This is a genomic window from Seonamhaeicola sp. ML3 (genome assembly GCF_023273855.1).
Lineage (GTDB): Bacteria > Bacteroidota > Bacteroidia > Flavobacteriales > Flavobacteriaceae > Seonamhaeicola.
This window is the reverse complement of the sequence record NZ_CP096884.1, coordinates 2,086,027-2,102,673: the sequence shown is the minus strand read 5'-3', so window position 1 is coordinate 2,102,673 and position 16,647 is coordinate 2,086,027. Positions and strand designations below refer to the sequence as shown.

The window sequence follows — 16,647 nt, the reverse complement described above, 5'->3', positions numbered from 1 at the left end:
ATTTTAAGTATTAAAATTTGTTTCCGTTATTGTCCGCAAGAATTCAATAACGATTCAACGCGATCTTTTCCCCAACTAGGATGAAATTGAGTTTCAGCTTTAAAATTAGCAAAAAGTTCTAAGGCTTTTTCTAAATCTTTACAAAACGGTGCTGTGTCCTGTCCAAAAAATTTGGCCGCCCCCATATTCCACTCTGTTTCACAATACACCACTCTTGGGTTATTAGGATTAATGGCTTTTGCCTTAGCATAAATCTCGGTTACTTTTGGCGACATAGTCATGCCATAAGTTGCACCATCGTGCGCTACCCAAGCCGTATACAACAAGGCCTGTAACACCATGATTTCAGGATTGTTTTTAGAAATAGCAGTGGCGTCGTTAATGAAATCCTGAGCTTTTTTCAACTTCGACGTTAACTTATCTTTATCCTTTTCTCCAAAACTATAAATTACATTAATTTGGGCCACGTAATAGGATGGCAACCAATTATCCTGCTCTACATTGGCTATTCTCTCGAATAAATTTGCAGCTTCTGTTGGGTTACCTTGCCCCCAAAGCTCGAAAGCCTTGTTCATTCCTTTTTCATAATTACTTTGAGATTGTCCGAGCCCTGTAATAAGCAACACGGCCATAATGATTACATTTTTCATTTTTGATTGATTTTTAAAGTTTTATATGTTGATTTATTGATTTTCCTTTTACCTCGAATTTAGCATCCTTCCATTTTGGTGGCCCCATAAAGCCCTTAGCGTTATTAGAACAACCATAATCTTCTTTAGGTATTCCCCAAGAGCCTTTGTCTAGTATTTTATTGTCATTTTCATCGTGGAACATGGATATAGCGTAAACACCATCGGGAATGTTTTCAAATACCACTTTACAACTATGGTTTGTTATGTTTGTGTGTATGCTCTTATAACTTTTTACCAGAAAATCACCCTCTGAATTGTATAAACCAATTACTGCGTTTCCTTGATTGGTATCGAAATTTGTGATCGTAACAGTAATTGTATTCTGTTCTTCACTTTGAGAATACATTGCCTGAAACACACTAAGAACTATCAAAGAAAAAATTGTTGCTAGATTTTGCATATTATTTTGTTTTTAATTGTGAAACAAATATCTCCCAAAAGTCAACATATTTAAAAATTGAATTACCGAATTGTTGTTTTTGTGAGATGAACCGTAAATCATCAAAAAAAGCCAAGAGATTTGTAATCTCTTGGCTTCCCCACATTGATATAAAGTACGATTTACACCCCTAACCTTCCTGATACTTGAAGAAGATAGGCACTGCATAAGATACTTTAACAGGTTTACCTCTTTGTTTGCCAGGTTTCATCTTTGGTAAAAGACCAATAATGCGTTCTGCCTCTTTTTCTAAGACCCTATCAGGCCCTCTGGATCTAATTCCTGAAACATAGCCTTTGGAGTTTATTACAAACAAAACTGAAACTCGACCTTGAATACCCATATCTAAAGCAGATTGCGGGTAAGTAAAGTGGTTTATAACATGTTCTTGTATTTTCTTTTGAAAACAAGCCTTAGTTTTAACTTTAGACAACCCTTCACAGCCTGGATAAACAGGAACATCCTCAATAACAGCGAATGCTACCTCTACCTCCTCTTCAATTTCAACAACCTCAACATCGCTAACTTCTACCACAACATCGGCTATGGCATCGTCCTGACTTGTTTCAGTACTTTCGATTATGGTTTCTTCAACATCTTCTACATCCTCTACAATCTGTAAATTCTCCTGAATTACAGCTGGAGGCGGTGGTGGTGGCGGAGGTGTTGCTATTTGATCAACAATTGGAATTTCTTCTTCCAATTCATTCTCCATTTCTAAAACGTCAATAGATACTACATCTTTTTCGTAAGTCTTGAATTCTAACATCTGCCACGAAAAAAGTAACATCAAGTTTAACCCAATAGCAAAATACAAGCTGCTATTGCGGCCAATTTCTAAGTTTGGATTCTTTTTTGGTTTCATGACTCTAAAATTTATATCTTAAAGTTATGATTAAACATAGTATTAAACTATGACCAAAATCATGAATAACCGACCTTAAACACTGTAAAGCAACACCTTAAGCAAAGTGTTTTCCATTAAAAAGGTAGTATTTTAATGAATAGAAAAAGTTTTTTTTAATACTAGTGGATTATTTTAACCGAACTAAAACATGAATAATAAGTGAATTTCACCTCTTTTATAGTTGCGAACAAGAATGATAAAAAAAGTTTGCTGAAACTTCGGGAACTAAAATAAAACGAAGACAAAAGTTTAATAATTTACCTATTAAATCTTCCTGAAGTATTTCCGTCTAAAATACCCATAACCTCGTTTACCGTGGTTAAGTTAACATCTCCCTCGTAAGTATGTTTTAAAGCACAAGCAGCACTTGCGAATTTCATCGCTTTAAAATCGTCAAAACGTCTAAGCCCATAAATCAACCCTGCAGCAAAAGCATCACCTGTACCAATACGATCCACTATATGAGTAATATCTAAATCTTCTGTTTCCTGAAAATGTTCCCCATTCCACATTCTGGCTCTTATTTTATGCCATGAGGAGTTTAAAGAAGTGCGTATCTTATCGAACACCTTCTCTATAGATGGAAACTTTTGCATTAATTGCTTGGAGGCTTCAATAAAATCTTCGTTAGAGTATGAATAATTAGTACCTAGAACCTCGTTCATTTCATTTATACCCCCAATAAAGACCGTAGAAAGCTCTAACAATTCAATTAATGCCTGTTTGGGGTCTTTACCATATTTCCATAAACCACTTCTGTAAGTTGGATCTGCAGAAACGGTCATGCCTTTTTCCCTTGCTAAAGTTAAACCCGCCTTTAGTATATCGAATGCATTTTTAGATAATGCCGGCGTAATACCCGTCCAATGCATCCACTCTCCCTTTGCCAATGCTTTTTGCCAGTTCACCATTTCTGGTTTTATTTCTGAAAACGATGAATGAGACCGGTTATAAGATATCGTACTGGGTCTCATAACTGCTCCAACTTCAAAAAAATAAACACCTAAAGGTCTTTTCGTTCTGCCAATAGAAGATGTACTAACCCCAAACTTGTTGATATAGGAAATAGCCGTATCACCAATAAAATCATCAGAAACCACACTAATATGCTTAACCTTTCCGCCAAAGTTTGCAATAGAAATACCAACATTTAATTCTGTTCCACCAAAAAAAAACTCAACCACGTTAGATTGAATGAACTTCTTTTTGCCACGAGGTGAAATACGCATTAAAACCTCTCCGAATGTTATGACCTGTCCCACAAATATGATTTATTAAAATTATTAATCAACAGCAATATAATTAATTATTTGCAGATAAAAACATGTGTTTTTTCTCTACAAATAATTACAAATTATCCAATTGATTACTCTTCTTGTCTTCACTAATTGTCCAAAAGAAACCTATGAAAAAGAATTGATCTGCCGCTGGTCTTAATGCTCGCCTGTTAAAATCTCCATTTAAATCTGGAGTATTCGAATACTGATACCCGTTAATGTTCTTAAAACCCAGTACATTATTAACCGAGGCATACAGTATTTTTTGCGGAGATACAAGATAAGCCCAATTCAAGCTCAAACTGTTAAACGACTTTGTTTTTTCATTTAAAAATCCTGGTATATTAGGATTTGTAAATGTTCTCCCCGATGCAAATCCATAGCTAAAACCAACTTGACTTTTCCAATCGGTTATGAAATACTTACCTACTAAAGACAAATTGTGTGTATTGGCAAAATTAGGTTGAGCCTCGACAGGATAATTGTTATAATTTCGCTTCGTATCCAGAAAAGAGTAACTTGCCCAGTAATCAAAATTCTTTATTGTTCTACTATCTCTCCAAAAGAAATCAATGCCGCTAGCGTGCCCATTTCCAGAATTATTAAAACTACTATCGAAAGATGCAAACTGTGTATCGAACTTAACTAGGTTATTGTACTTTTTGAGATATGCTTCCGCTCGAAAAATGCGTCCATCATCATTGTATTGATAGTTCACTATATAATGTGATGTGTTTTGAGGTTTTAAATCTTGTTCAAACTTTAGAATATTGCTGGAAGGGTTCTGATAAAAGTTTCCATAAGCCAAAGACAACTGGCTTTTATTGGACGTTTTATATCCTAATGATAATCGGGGCGCTACAGTAAAATCATTAAAAATATCGCTATACTCTGCTCTTAAGCCAGTTTTAAAAGCAAGTTCTTTCGACGTAAAAATATCAGCCTCTATAAAAGCAGCCGCTATATTATTTTCAAAACCATAACTAGGTGTGTTAATTGTCTCATTTTGGAACTTTTCCTTAAAATTGGTTGCAAAATACTCTGCTCCAAAATAGAGCTTAAACCTGTTATTGATTCTATTTTTAAACTTAACTTTAGCATGTAAGGAGTTTTCTGTATCATCAACATTATTGGCATCAAACTGAATGCGGTTATTAGCATGCGTAAAACTCAAACCCCCAAACACATTCCAAGTACTATTTAATTTTCCAGAATAAGAACCATTAACGTATACATTATCATTATTTAATTTGAAGCCTACCCCGTTTGGGTGATTAATATCTTCTTGAGTTAATTGAAAATTTGTAGCATCGAAAGCACCATATAATTTGAATAATCCATTATTTGCTTTTTGCCTAAACACAGCCTCCCCAGAAACTGTTTCAAAAGGTTTTTCCCATGCGTTTCTATCGGGATACAACTCTAAATAAGGTGTTAGATTAATGTAAGATGCATTAACACTTAATGAACTTTTTTTCCATTTTTGGGTATTTCCCAATGTTGCCCCAACACTCATAATTCCAATATCTGTTTTTTCTTGATCTGGTTCATCAATGGTATTCAACAACAAAACACTAGATAGGGCCTGTCCATATTCGGCTGAGTAACCACCCGTAGAAAACGTAATACCATCGAATAAAAAAGGCGAATACCGTCCTCGTGTTGGCGTATTATTGGTTGTGGGCGTATATGGTGTAAAAACTCTAATCCCGTCGATAAATATTTGAGTTTCGTTGGCATCACCACCTCTAACAAATAATCTTCCATCTTCCGATACGGTTGATGTTCCTGGTAGCGTTTGTAAAGCACCAACAAAGTCTCCCAATGCACTTGCTGTTGTAACAACATCTAGGGGTTTTAGCACATTTACCTTACTGTTGTCTCCTGCCGCAAAAGTTCCAACTGAAAGCACAACAGCATCAAGCGTATTAACATCATCCTTTAGTATGATGGTCAAATCTTTCATATATGATAAGTCCCCAACCATTGTGTAGGTTTCATAAGAAAGGTATGAAACCACCAAAGTATGAGTACCTGTCTCGGTAGTTTCGAATGTAAAGGCTCCTGTATCATTAGAGGTACAACCATCATAAGTACCTTCTAAATAAACATTGGCCCCTATAATAGGTTCGTTTTTTGTATTTAAAACACTTCCTGTAATTGAGGTCTGCGCACTTAAATGTATACTTAACAAAGTGATTAAGATAACTATTAACTGTTTCATGATTTATCTTTTCTGTTCGTTATTATTGATTGACAAGGCAAAAATGCATACTCATTTAAAATCCTTAAATTTTTAGATACCGAACTGTAAAATCTTAGGGATGAATTGGGTTTTATTTGAGTGTGCCTAGTACTCAGCAGTCTTAGTTTTATCTTTGTGGATTATCGACTTTTCGTTGAGCCCCTTTATAACCCGAAGGCCTAAAACTTCGAATTTGAAGTAGACAAATTGAGTTTTAAAATATTATTTTTAAGATTTGTTGTAACATTTTAAAATATTTGGCTACTTATCATTGTAACCAAACCATCACATTGAAAAACGAATCAGAACAGAATTTTGTTGAACTTCTTGAGAAGCATCAGAACATTATACACAAGGTTTGTCGCTTGTATACTAATAATTATGATGCGCATAACGATTTGTTCCAGGAGATAACTATTCAGTTATGGAAAGCGTACCCTAAATTTAGAGGCGACTCCAAATTTAGCACCTGGATGTATAGAGTTGGTTTAAATACAGCTATTACTTTATACAGAAAATCGAAGAGAACCATTAGTACGCAAGATTATGATGGTGTAGCTTTTAAAATGAAATCTGAGGATTATGATGATACCGAAGAACAGCAGCTTAAAGTACTTTATAAAGCCGTACACCAATTAAACGACATTGAAAAAGCTCTTGTTTTCTTGTATTTAGAAGACAAAGACTACAGAGAGATTAGTGAAACTATGGGTATTAGCGAAGTAAATGCACGAGTGAAGATGAACAGAATTAAGAACAAGTTAAGAACCATTTTAAATCCGTAGAACTATGGATGGATTAGATTTATTAAAGAAAGATTGGAATAAGGAGAAACAACATGATAAACTATCTGCTAAAGATATTTTGCCCATGTTACACAAGAAATCTTCCTCTATTGTTAAGCTGCTTTTCTACATTAGTATCGCAGAACTTTTCTTCTGGATTTTGGTCAACTCAATCCCTTATTTCACATCAGACAGTTATAGAGAACGTCTGGACTCTGTCTACTCCGACAGCACCATGATGATACTTACTATTTTCAGCTATGGCATCATTCTTCTTTTTATATACCTACTATATAAATCTTATAAATCGATTTCAGTAACCGACAGCGCGAGAAGGCTCATGGAAAATATAATAAGAACACGAAAAGTAATTAAATACTACGTGCTTTATAACCTTATTATGGTTGGTGCCTCAATGATAATAGGTATTTATTATACGTTTCAAAACGATCCTAACGCCATAAAACTCATTGAAAAAGCTGATAATACCGGATTGATTTTACTAGTTGTAATCATTACACTAGTCACAGCAATATTTACTCTTGTAATCTGGCTCTTCTACAAGCTTATTTACGGTCTTCTGTTGAAACGATTGAACAGAAACTATAACGAATTAAAAAAATTAGAAGTTTAAATAATAAAAGGATACTAATCTAGACCTATTTTAATGAGCCTATTTGTAGTTAAACATCTATTTCTGGAACTTCTATAACAGCTCCTACTTCCATTTTACCAAGTTGAATTTTACCAACTCTAACGCGTATCAATCTTAGAGTAGGAAAGCCAACAGCAGAAGTCATTTTACGTACCTGCCTAAACTTACCTTCATTCAAAGTAACAGAAATCCAACTCGTTGGTCCGTGCCTATCATCCCTTATTTTTTTAGAACGCTTAGGTAAATCGGGAACTTCCTCTAGCTTAAAAACTTTACAGGGCTTAGTTTTATACTTTTTACCGTTCAAACCAATTTGAACACCTGTTACTAATTTAGAAATAGCTTCAAAAGTTATATCACCATCTAACTGAGCGTAATATTCCTTTTCTATTTTTTTACTATTTATAAAATCACTTAATTTCCCATCGGTAGTTAGCAATAATAAACCCTCAGACTTTTCATCTAACCTCCCAATAGCCATAGTTTCTTTTGGAAAATCTCCTAAACTCCCTAAAAATTGCTTTGATTGTTGTTTTGAATCGTTACTTCTGAACTGGCTTAGAACACCATAGGGCTTGTAGATGATAAAGTTTTTAACCACCCCTCTTTTGTTTTTCATTATTTTTATGTACTATGCACGGATTTCCATAAGCAATCGAATTGCTTGGTATATCTTTAACGACTACACTTCCTACACCAATTATACAGTTATCACCAATCTTAACATTATCTTTAATGGATACACCCGAGCCAATCATTGTATTTCGACCAATTTGCACATAACTACTAATGGTGGCACCAGGATTTATAGTCACAAAATCACCTATTTCACAGTGATGCCCAATACTAGAATTTCGTTTAACATTTACTCCAAAACCTACAGATGAGCATGCAGCTATAGTACTTTGAGGTTCTACTTGTAAACCGTAATTCAAATTTACAGACTTAGACACAAACGCTTTGGGATGTATTAGATTGATAAACTTGCTATCGCACACATTAGTACTCGCCTTGAACCATTTATAAACATGCTCTTTGGACTTTACACCTACAACTGAAATAACAAATAATTCATCCTTGTCAAAATTGGGCTTAAGAGAATCGTAAAAATTTATATTCCAGTTAGAATGAGGAGAAAAAGCATTTTCTTTATCATCTACAGCTATATTTTTATAAATATTGAAAGAGCTTATTCCTATTGACTCCTCTACAATTTCCAATAATATATTCAAACTCATAGGCAAGTAGCCTAAAACATTTAATACTTTATCTTCTTCCAAAATGAATGTTTTATGAATTTATTCTGCCGTAAAGACCATTTCCTGGAGCTAAGTTCAAGTGTTCTCGGAATTCTTTAGCAGTCATTAAATCTCTTCCATTAGCTTCCGCAATAAAATGAACTCTCTCTAATAACTCAGAGTTTGTTGCTAATCTTGTTCTATTAGTATCAAACCAAATATTATCCTCTAAACCAACTCTAACACCTCCACCAAATGCCAAGGATAAAGAATTCATTTTAAGTTGCTCGTTACCGATACCTGCTAAACTCCAATATGATTCTTTAGGTAAATCATTAATCATAACTCCTGCGTGCAATAAATTTGCTTGAGAACATGCTATGTTACCAAATAGTAGATTAAAATAGTATGGAGGTTCCAGAAGCCCCTTTCTTTCTAGGTATTTAGCATAATTTATCATACCAATATCAAAAGCTTCAAGCTCAGGAACGACACCTTTCTCTTTCATAATTCGGGCAAGGCTTTGAACCATATCAGGACTATTCACACTTGCTGTTCTATTGAAATTCAAAGAACTTAACGTAAGACTTCCCATATCCGGTTTTAAAACGCCTTCCATCATCAATGGTTCGCTACGTTTTTCTAGTTCTCCAAAATTCCTTCCACTGAGAGATATGCACAATACTAATTCTGGGGCATATTTTCTTATACCCTCTACTATTTTAGAATAAATGTCTTGTTTATAAGTAGGTACGCCAACTTCATCACGAGCATGAAGATGAACCATAGTTATACCTATCTCATTTGCCCTATGCACATCCTCAACAATTTCTTCTACAGATAGAGGTACATGCTCAGTCATTTCCTTAGTAGGAATCATACCCGTTGGAGTAAAATTTAATATAAAATTATTGTTCATTGTATAATTAGATTTTTTGGGCTAAAAAAAGTAAGTTATCAATATAAAGATGTCTGAGTCAAAAATTATCGATTAAGATGTTATAAACCAGTTGTTTAGTTAGCACATCTCCGTTAATCTTTTCTTTTACCACTTTAAAAGACACTCTAAAATCGCATCCCTCCTTATAACTACTACAACCATAAGCTGTACTACCTTTAATTATCTTTCCTTTTTTACACTTAGGACACAACAATTCTTCAGGCTCAGATTGTAAAACGGTTTGTTTTGGCTCCAATTTTAGTTTGAAGTCTTCACCGAACCGCAAAAGCCCCTCTACAGTTCCGGAATCAATTTTAAACCCCTTTAAATTAACAGTTGAACCTTTTTGAAGTATTCTTAGAAATTGCTTTTCCGATATCTTTTTATCATGAACTTTAAAAGGCATTTTAAAATCACACCCAGATTTATAGGAACTACACCCATAAGCTGTCTTCCCTTTAATTATAGACCCCTTTTTGCATTTGGGACAAGTTTCTGAAGTAATTCCAGCATGCTTTTTTGCCTTGATTTTATCTTTGTTTTTTTTCGTATTAGCCTCAAAAGAAATATTCGCACGTCTTGTTTCACTTCTTACTTCATAGATCAAGGCATCAACCATACGTTTCATATTATTTATAAAGGCACCTGCACTAAAATCGCCTTTTTCAATATCCTTTAGTTGCTTTTCCCAGCGCCCTGTTAATTCGGCCGATTTCAATAAACTATTTTGGATAGTATCTATTAACTGAATTCCTGTATCTGTTGGCAGTACCTGCTTTTTATTTCTCTTTATATATTTTCTTTTAAAAAGCGTTTCAATAATATTAGCTCGAGTAGATGGCCTTCCTATCCCGTTTTCTTTCATTAAATCTCGCATTTCCTCGTCTTCCACTTGCTTCCCTGCTGTTTCCATGGCACGTAACAAAGAGGCCTCGGTAAATTGGTTTGGAGGTTTAGTTTCCTTTTCTAAAAAAGAAGGTTCGTGAGCCCCTTTTTCGCCTTCCTGAAAATTAGGCAAAAGATTGGGTTCTTTTTCTTTAGTATTTGGAGACTCAAAAACGATACGCCAACCTTTATCCAATATTTCTTTTCCGTTTGTCTTAAAGGTTACCTCTGCAGCTTTTCCAATAACATGGGTATTCGCAACAGAACAATCGGCGTAAAATACCGCTATAAAACGCCTAACGATAATATCGTACACTTGCTGCTGGGCAGGTTGTAAACGGTTTTGCATACCGGTTGGGATAATTGCGTGGTGGTCAGTTACTTTTTTATCATTAAAAACTTTTGTTGATTTTTTAATGGTTTTACCTAAAAGTGGTTGCACTAAGGTTACATAATTAGTCAACTTTTTTAATATCCCTTCAACCTTTGGATAAATATCACTTGGTAAAAATGTGGTATCTACTCTTGGGTAAGTCACTACTTTTTGCTCATATAAACTTTGAACAATCTTAAGTGTTTCGTCGGCAGAAAATCCAAACTTGGTATTACAGTATACTTGTAGTCCTGTTAAATCGAATAGCTTGGGTGCATACTCCTTACCTTTCTTTTTTGTGATAGAAACTATTTCAAAATCACTTTCTTTTACCTTATCTGCTAAAATTTGCCCATTTTCTTTTTTAAAAAAACGACCTTCCTCATAACTGAAAAGCGTATCACGATATTTGGTTTGAAGCTCCCAAAATGGTGTTGGTCTAAAGTTTTCTATTTCCCTAAACCTATCTACCACCATAGCTAAAGTGGGTGTTTGCACCCTACCAACCGAAAGCACTTGTTTGTACCCACCATGCTTAACAGTATATAATCTGGTGGCATTAATGCCTAATAACCAATCTCCAATGGCCCTAGAAAAACCAGCATAGTACAAATTATCATAATCTTTTGCCGATTTAAGATTTTCAAAGCCTTCTTTTATGGCTTCGGTAGTAAGTGAAGAAATCCAAAGGCGTTTTACATCACCTTTATAATTAGCCTCATTCATTACCCAACGCTGGATTAGTTCCCCTTCCTGACCAGCATCACCACAGTTTATGACTACCTCAGCTTTTTCGAATAAGCTTTTAACAATCTTAAATTGTTTTTGAATGCCAGAATTAGCCACTACCTTAACTTCAAATTTTTCAGGTAGCATTGGTAAATTGTTTAAATCCCAGCTTTTCCAATAAGGCTTATAATCTACGGGCTCCTTTAAAGTACATAAATGACCGAAGGTATACGTAACCGCATAACCATTACCTTCAAAATAACCATCATGTTTGGTTTTTGCACCCAAAACAGCAGCAATTTCTCTGGCAACACTAGGCTTTTCAGCTATACAAACCTTCATTTACGTTTTAAATTTTAACAACGCAAAATATAAAAATTGAAAACCTATTTAAAGTGGAGTTATCAAGAGTTATTAACCAGACTTAGCTAATTTGAATTATATAACTGCCCCCTGTGAGGCTTTAAAGCGTCCCTAACTTCTCGCATTTCACTTTCTTCAACAACTAAAAACGCAATGGCATGTGAGTCATTTACAGGTTCAATCCCTGTAATATTCAGCTTTAAATGTTCTGCAACTATATATTCTTTTAAATGGACAACATGATGCTCTGCTATTCTCAAAGCATCTGGCCCTCTAAAATCCCAAATTAATTTTAGCTGTCTCATTTTTGATAGTTTATTTTTAAAACGTCATGATTAATTTTCAAGGAGTTCACAGGAAACATTAAATACACAAAAATTACAGTAGAAACTTTAAGCTTTTGGAATTACTGTTCAGGCACTAGTCTTATCAACCTTCCAGGGCCTTCAACCAAAATATACAAATAACCATCCTTACCCATCTGCACATCTCTAACACGACCTATATCATTAAGCAGTTCTTCATGACCAACTACTGAGTTTCCGTCCATTTTTAACCTATGTAGATATCTAAACTTTAAAGACCCTACAAATAGGTCATTTTCCCATTGACCATAAAAATTACTAGCAACAAAATCCATTCCACAAGGAGCTATAGAGGGATCCCAATAAAAGATAGGCTGTTCCATACCATCCATGGCCGTCTGTTCAGTAATAAGGGTACCATTGTAATTAATACCATAAGTTATTAAGGGCCAACCATAGTTTTTTCCAGCTTTAACAATATTAATTTCATCTCCACCTCGTGGCCCGTGTTCACCTTCCCATATATCTCCAGTTTCGGGGTGCTTGGCTAAACCTTGTGGATTCCTTACACCATGACCGTAAACAGATTTACTGTAATCAGGAAAACTATAAAAAGGGTTATCTGTAGGTATTGTTCCATCACCATTAAGTCTATGCACCTTTCCTACATCGTTATCTAAATCTTGGGGGTAGATGTCCCTATTACTCCTATCTCCAACAGTTACAAAAAGATAACCTTCATTATCAAAGACCAATCGAGACCCATAATGACTGGTACTTTTCAAATATGGCTTCGCGGTAAAAATCTCAACCACACCCTCTAAAACAGTCCCCGAAAGTCGCCCCCTAGCAACAGCAGTCGTTTTCTCGTTTGAATTATCTGGATTTACACTCGAGTAACTTAGATAAATAAAATTATTTTCTTCAAAATTAGGATGCAGAACAACATCCAAAAGTCCTCCCTGCCCTTCTGCTACTACTTCCGGAACTCCAGAAATCTCGGATACGGTACCTTCATTAGTTACCATAAAAAACTTCCCTGTTCTTTGAGTAACCAAAAAATCACCATCAGGTAATTGCACCATTCCCCAGGGAACACCTGGAAGATTATCTGTTATTAAGTCTAGTCGGAAATTAAGATTTTCGGACTCTATAACCCCAGAAAGATTTGGATTTTCTTTCTCAATATCTTCCTTTGTTTTATCATCAATTTCTTGAAGAATATAATTTGCTAAATCTTTGATTTCTTGACTATTAAATACGTTCTCATAAGAAGGCATCCCATTCGATTTATAACCATTTGATATTGAGTTCACTATATCATCAAAATTGCCACCATATAACCAATCCCTTTCAACAAAAGACTCAAACTTTTGTCCATGGCAACCACCACATAAATTGGAATAGTTCAATGCTGCTTTTTCTAAATCGGGGAGAATTACCTCTATCTGTTCCTCTTCCTCTGTAACATCATTATTTTGAATCGTTTCAGTTTGATTAGAACAACTAAAACCTATTATTAAAAAAATGAGACAAATGGCAGGAACTTTCAAATTATTAAAACAATTCATAGCTTATGATTTGGAGATATTATAACAGATGCTTAAAACCAATACACGGATATTAAAAACAACTCTTTTGGGCAAATTTAACGAATAATTATCTGTAAATCAAATCAACAAACTAACAACACACTCATTAGACACAAGTTTATTTATTGTATTAAAGTGTATTAATGAGTTTCAAAAAACCTACCACTCCCTGAGCTTATTAAGCTCTTCTTGCTCTTTAATTTGCTTTGGTGTTAGTACTTTAAGGAACGAAGGGTGCTGCTCTATGGCAAATTCAATTCTACTAACAATTTCCTCGGTAGTTTCGCCATCATAATCAATTTCTAATGGCGCTTTGATTTCCATTGATTGTAAAATATTCTTCTTTTTAATACGCAAACCCTTTTTGTCAAAAGACCTTCTAAATCCATCAATAACAATGGGTACAACTACAGGTTTATAGCGTTTAATAATGTGTGCGGTCCCTTTCCTAATGGGTTTAAAAGGAGTGGTTGTCCCTTGCGGAAACGTAATAACCCAACCATCACCTAAAGCTTTACCAATATTTGATATATCACTCATTCGAACCTGTCTATTGACATCCTTACCTTCAGACCTCCATGTGCGCTCAATACTTACGGAACCTACATACGCTAATATTTTGGGCAACAAGCCAGCTTTCATGGTCTCCTTTGCAGCTACATAATAAATATTAAGTTTAGGATTCCATAAATAACCCACATTCTTAATGGAATCAACTCTTCCACTTAGACTAGCATTAAACACATGAAACATAGCAACCACATCAGCAAAATAAGTCTGGTGATTTGAAATGAATAACACATTTTTATCTGGCAAATTCTTAATGATTTCAGAACCCTCAATTTGAAGTTCATTGAAACCCCGAAATCGTCTATGACTCATAGCTCCTAAAATTCTAATGAGCCACTTTTTTAAGAAAAGTATATGTCCGAAAGGATTTCGCTTAAACAATCCCATGAAATATTGTACGTTGTTAGTTAGGGCTACAAATGTAATAAATATACAATTTACAGAAGTCGCTTAAAAATATCTTTAATTTCGCTAAGCATCATAGCCGTTGCGCCCCAAACCACATATTCATTTAATTTAAACGCAGGCACCTCTACTTCAACATTATACGATGTTTTTACTTTTTTTGAAATCACGATATCTTCATCTAAAAAATGTAACAAATCTACTTCTATAATAGCTTCAACCTCGGCTTCCTCTTTTACGAAAAAAGGACTATTCCTCGTGATTCCGATAAAAGGTTGCACATTAAAATTGCTAGGCGGAATGTATACTTCCGTAAGTTTTTTGACCACCTCTATTTGGTCAACAGGAACACCTATCTCCTCATAGGTTTCCCTAACAGCCGCATCCAGTAAAGAATTATCTTGAGGCTCCAGCTTTCCTCCCGGAAACCCTACTTGGGCAGAATGAACACCATTGTAGGTTTTCCTTAAAATGAGAACCAATTTAGTTAAGTTTTGTGTATCTGGATAAAACAAAGCTAAAACACCAGCTCTTTTAGCCGTTTTCATGGCTTCTCTTTGACGTTTTACTAGCTCTTGCCGAAACGGTGGCACCATTTTAAACTGTGATGCTTCGGCTGGAAGCGGTATATTTTCTATTTTTGAAATTGATTGTAAGAACTCGTTGAAATTCATTCGGTATGCGCTACATATTACTTACTGCTCTCTTTGTGATTTTTTTGAACTGTGAAGATAAACAAACTAAAAAGAAAACCACAGTAGAAACCACTCAAGCAAAAACCGAAAAAAAGACAAAAAAAAAGGAGGTTTCAGAAGAACCCGAAAGAGAATTTCCGAAGCTAGACTCCAAAAGTGCCATGGAGTTCTTTTTAAAATACAACGAAGAACACAAAGAAAATAAGGTTAGAATTTTCACAGATTTTGGAAACATAGATATCTTATTATTTGAAGAAACCCGCTTTCATCGCTCCAACTTTATTTTTCTAACCAAACAAAAGTATTTTGATGGTACGCAGTTTTACAGGGTTGTGCCCAATTTCATAATTCAAGGTGGTAATGGTGACGATAAATACACTTCTAAAAAACGAGCACACATAGGAAGATATCTTTTACCTCCAGATACCAAAAGAGGTTTTAAACATCACCGTGGCGTTATTTCCATGCCTAGCAGTGAAATAAAAAATCCACATAAACTGGCTTCACCTTATGAGTTTTTCATTGTGCAACAAAAAGAAGGTGCTCATCATTTGGATGGTGATTTCACCATTTTTGGAAAAGTAATAAAGGGTATGGAAGTCGTTGATAAAATCTCCAACGTAGAAACCGACGATGGTGAATGGCCAATGAGAAACGTTTATATAAGAAAGGTTGAAATTATTGATTAAAAACAGAAATCTAGAACCACGAACTTATTAAACGAACTACATGTTCTGAGTATAGTAGTTATAATCTTTTAAAATAACATCTATAAACTCCATATCGGTCTTTTGTTTCACCTCTTTTATTTCAACAACTTCTATCAGCTTTTTTCTTAGTTTAATAAGTGTAGGATAGTCTCTTTTTTCTTTAGCTTTAGTGAATGTTTCTTTTATAATTCTGGCATCATTATCGGATAATTTAATAACATTGGGATAGGTGGGTACGTAATCCTCTTTTAAATCCTCCAATATGGTATGGCTAATATTCACCTTATTTTTAAGAGCTATAACCGAAGTACCTGCAGTCATGTCGCCCAACCGCTGATTTCTGTTACTAAAAACAATCGCTACAATAGCAACAAGTCCACTCATAATATTCATGTCTACAATTCTAAAAAACCATCGCACTACAAAATCTGCCAAAGAGGCTTGATAGCCATCAATCTTAACCACTTGAATTCTTAGAATACGCTTTCCAATAGTCTGCCCATCTAAAAGGGTTTCAAATATTAAAGAATAAAATATAACCGGTAGATAAAAAACCAAAATAATTGTTATTTGTGACCACGTATCTAAATCTCTTATGGCATCATCTATCTTAAAAAGATTAAAGGTAATTTGATAGACTACAATGATATAGGCTATTTTGATTAACCAATCAACCAAATATGCCAAAATACGTTCACCTATACTGGCTGCAGTAAAATTAATGTTTACGTTTTGAGTGGTATTTATCTGTAATTCTACCATTAAAAAATATGAGGTTATGAAGTTACAAATCTATCCTAAATAATTGTAAGATATAAAGTACTTTATTAAAAATTTATGTA

Annotated in this window: 17 protein-coding genes; 3 read left to right on the top strand and 14 right to left on the bottom strand. The window is 34.6% G+C overall.

Annotation, left to right across the window (positions count from 1 at the left end):
* Window positions 1-26: 26 nt before the first annotated feature.
* From M0214_RS09525 to M0214_RS09505, 5 genes are all read right to left on the bottom strand, one after another.
* Complete coding sequence (locus M0214_RS09525; protein ID WP_248722335.1) at window positions 27-650, bottom strand: M48 family metallopeptidase; 624 nt, start codon at window positions 648-650, stop codon at window positions 27-29.
* Window positions 651-663: 13 nt separating this feature from the next.
* Window positions 664-1,092, bottom strand: coding sequence for a DUF2141 domain-containing protein (locus tag M0214_RS09520; protein WP_248722334.1), 429 nt, complete (start codon window positions 1,090-1,092; stop codon window positions 664-666).
* Between the two features lie 169 nt (window positions 1,093-1,261).
* Window positions 1,262-1,996: an energy transducer TonB gene (locus M0214_RS09515; protein ID WP_248722333.1), complete on the bottom strand. Its 735-nt coding sequence runs from the start codon at window positions 1,994-1,996 to the stop codon at window positions 1,262-1,264.
* A 299-nt stretch (window positions 1,997-2,295) separates the two neighbouring features.
* Entirely contained in the window at window positions 2,296-3,300 is a 1,005-nt protein-coding gene (locus tag M0214_RS09510; protein WP_248722332.1) for a sugar kinase, read from the bottom strand.
* 85 nt (window positions 3,301-3,385) lie between these two features.
* Window positions 3,386-5,539 carry a TonB-dependent receptor domain-containing protein gene (locus tag M0214_RS09505; protein ID WP_248722331.1) on the bottom strand — a complete coding sequence of 718 codons (2,154 nt, stop codon included), beginning with the start codon at window positions 5,537-5,539 and terminating at the stop codon, window positions 3,386-3,388.
* Between the two features lie 311 nt (window positions 5,540-5,850).
* On the opposite strand from M0214_RS09505, the gene M0214_RS09500 reads away from it, so the two are divergent.
* Window positions 5,851-6,345, top strand: coding sequence for an RNA polymerase sigma factor (locus M0214_RS09500; protein WP_248722330.1), 495 nt, complete (start codon window positions 5,851-5,853; stop codon window positions 6,343-6,345).
* Between the two features lie 4 nt (window positions 6,346-6,349).
* Window positions 6,350-6,979 carry a hypothetical protein gene (locus M0214_RS09495; RefSeq protein ID WP_248722329.1) on the top strand — a complete coding sequence of 210 codons (630 nt, stop codon included), beginning with the start codon at window positions 6,350-6,352 and terminating at the stop codon, window positions 6,977-6,979.
* Between the two features lie 49 nt (window positions 6,980-7,028).
* Here M0214_RS09495 and M0214_RS09490 read toward each other — a convergent pair whose 3' ends face one another.
* From M0214_RS09490 to M0214_RS09455, 8 genes are all read right to left on the bottom strand, one after another.
* Window positions 7,029-7,619, bottom strand: a complete 591-nt coding sequence (locus M0214_RS09490) for a pseudouridine synthase (RefSeq protein ID WP_248722328.1) — start codon at window positions 7,617-7,619, stop codon at window positions 7,029-7,031.
* Complete coding sequence (locus M0214_RS09485; RefSeq protein ID WP_248722327.1) at window positions 7,594-8,280, bottom strand: acetyltransferase; 687 nt, start codon at window positions 8,278-8,280, stop codon at window positions 7,594-7,596. Before M0214_RS09485 ends, M0214_RS09490 begins: the two co-directional genes overlap by 26 nt.
* 10 nt (window positions 8,281-8,290) lie before the next feature.
* On the bottom strand, window positions 8,291-9,157 hold the full coding sequence (locus tag M0214_RS09480; RefSeq protein ID WP_256467923.1) for a 3-keto-5-aminohexanoate cleavage protein: 867 nt from the start codon (window positions 9,155-9,157) through the stop codon (window positions 8,291-8,293).
* Between the two features lie 58 nt (window positions 9,158-9,215).
* Window positions 9,216-11,507, bottom strand: coding sequence for a DNA topoisomerase 3 (locus M0214_RS09475; RefSeq protein ID WP_248722325.1), 2,292 nt, complete (start codon window positions 11,505-11,507; stop codon window positions 9,216-9,218).
* 86 nt (window positions 11,508-11,593) lie between these two features.
* Window positions 11,594-11,833: a hypothetical protein gene (locus M0214_RS09470; protein ID WP_248722324.1), complete on the bottom strand. Its 240-nt coding sequence runs from the start codon at window positions 11,831-11,833 to the stop codon at window positions 11,594-11,596.
* 101 nt (window positions 11,834-11,934) lie between these two features.
* Entirely contained in the window at window positions 11,935-13,404 is a 1,470-nt protein-coding gene (locus M0214_RS09465; RefSeq protein WP_248722323.1) for a PQQ-dependent sugar dehydrogenase, read from the bottom strand.
* Window positions 13,405-13,584: 180 nt separating this feature from the next.
* The gene (locus tag M0214_RS09460; RefSeq protein WP_248722322.1) at window positions 13,585-14,382 is read right to left on the bottom strand and encodes a 1-acyl-sn-glycerol-3-phosphate acyltransferase; all 798 of its coding nucleotides are present in this window, start codon (window positions 14,380-14,382) and stop codon (window positions 13,585-13,587) included.
* Window positions 14,383-14,432: 50 nt separating this feature from the next.
* The gene (locus M0214_RS09455; protein ID WP_248722321.1) at window positions 14,433-15,074 is read right to left on the bottom strand and encodes a CoA pyrophosphatase; all 642 of its coding nucleotides are present in this window, start codon (window positions 15,072-15,074) and stop codon (window positions 14,433-14,435) included.
* A gap of 5 nt (window positions 15,075-15,079) precedes the next feature.
* Here M0214_RS09455 and M0214_RS09450 point away from each other — a divergent pair, with 5 nt between their 5' ends.
* Window positions 15,080-15,784 carry a peptidylprolyl isomerase gene (locus tag M0214_RS09450; RefSeq protein ID WP_248722320.1) on the top strand — a complete coding sequence of 235 codons (705 nt, stop codon included), beginning with the start codon at window positions 15,080-15,082 and terminating at the stop codon, window positions 15,782-15,784.
* 36 nt (window positions 15,785-15,820) lie between these two features.
* Here M0214_RS09450 and M0214_RS09445 read toward each other — a convergent pair whose 3' ends face one another.
* The gene (locus M0214_RS09445) at window positions 15,821-16,567 is read right to left on the bottom strand and encodes an RDD family protein (protein ID WP_248722319.1); all 747 of its coding nucleotides are present in this window, start codon (window positions 16,565-16,567) and stop codon (window positions 15,821-15,823) included.
* Between the last annotated feature and the right edge of the window lie 80 nt (window positions 16,568-16,647).

Bases quoted from the DNA above. Each gene is read 5' to 3' on its own strand.
- M0214_RS09525 (WP_248722335.1), bottom strand. From the start codon at position 650: ATGAAAAATGTAATCATTATGGCCGTGTTGCTTATTACAGGGCTCGGA.
- M0214_RS09520 (WP_248722334.1), bottom strand. From the start codon at position 1,092: ATGCAAAATCTAGCAACAATTTTTTCTTTGATAGTTCTTAGTGTGTTT.
- M0214_RS09515 (WP_248722333.1), bottom strand. From the start codon at position 1,996: ATGAAACCAAAAAAGAATCCAAACTTAGAAATTGGCCGCAATAGCAGC.
- M0214_RS09505 (WP_248722331.1), bottom strand. From the start codon at position 5,539: ATGAAACAGTTAATAGTTATCTTAATCACTTTGTTAAGTATACATTTA.
- M0214_RS09495 (WP_248722329.1), top strand. From the start codon at position 6,350: ATGGATGGATTAGATTTATTAAAGAAAGATTGGAATAAGGAGAAACAA.
- M0214_RS09490 (WP_248722328.1), bottom strand. From the start codon at position 7,619: ATGAAAAACAAAAGAGGGGTGGTTAAAAACTTTATCATCTACAAGCCC.
- M0214_RS09480 (WP_256467923.1), bottom strand. From the start codon at position 9,157: ATGAACAATAATTTTATATTAAATTTTACTCCAACGGGTATGATTCCT.
- M0214_RS09475 (WP_248722325.1), bottom strand. From the start codon at position 11,507: ATGAAGGTTTGTATAGCTGAAAAGCCTAGTGTTGCCAGAGAAATTGCT.
- M0214_RS09470 (WP_248722324.1), bottom strand. From the start codon at position 11,833: ATGAGACAGCTAAAATTAATTTGGGATTTTAGAGGGCCAGATGCTTTG.
- M0214_RS09465 (WP_248722323.1), bottom strand. From the start codon at position 13,404: ATGAATTGTTTTAATAATTTGAAAGTTCCTGCCATTTGTCTCATTTTT.
- M0214_RS09460 (WP_248722322.1), bottom strand. From the start codon at position 14,382: ATGGGATTGTTTAAGCGAAATCCTTTCGGACATATACTTTTCTTAAAA.
- M0214_RS09455 (WP_248722321.1), bottom strand. From the start codon at position 15,074: ATGAATTTCAACGAGTTCTTACAATCAATTTCAAAAATAGAAAATATA.
- M0214_RS09450 (WP_248722320.1), top strand. From the start codon at position 15,080: ATGCGCTACATATTACTTACTGCTCTCTTTGTGATTTTTTTGAACTGT.
- M0214_RS09445 (WP_248722319.1), bottom strand. From the start codon at position 16,567: ATGGTAGAATTACAGATAAATACCACTCAAAACGTAAACATTAATTTT.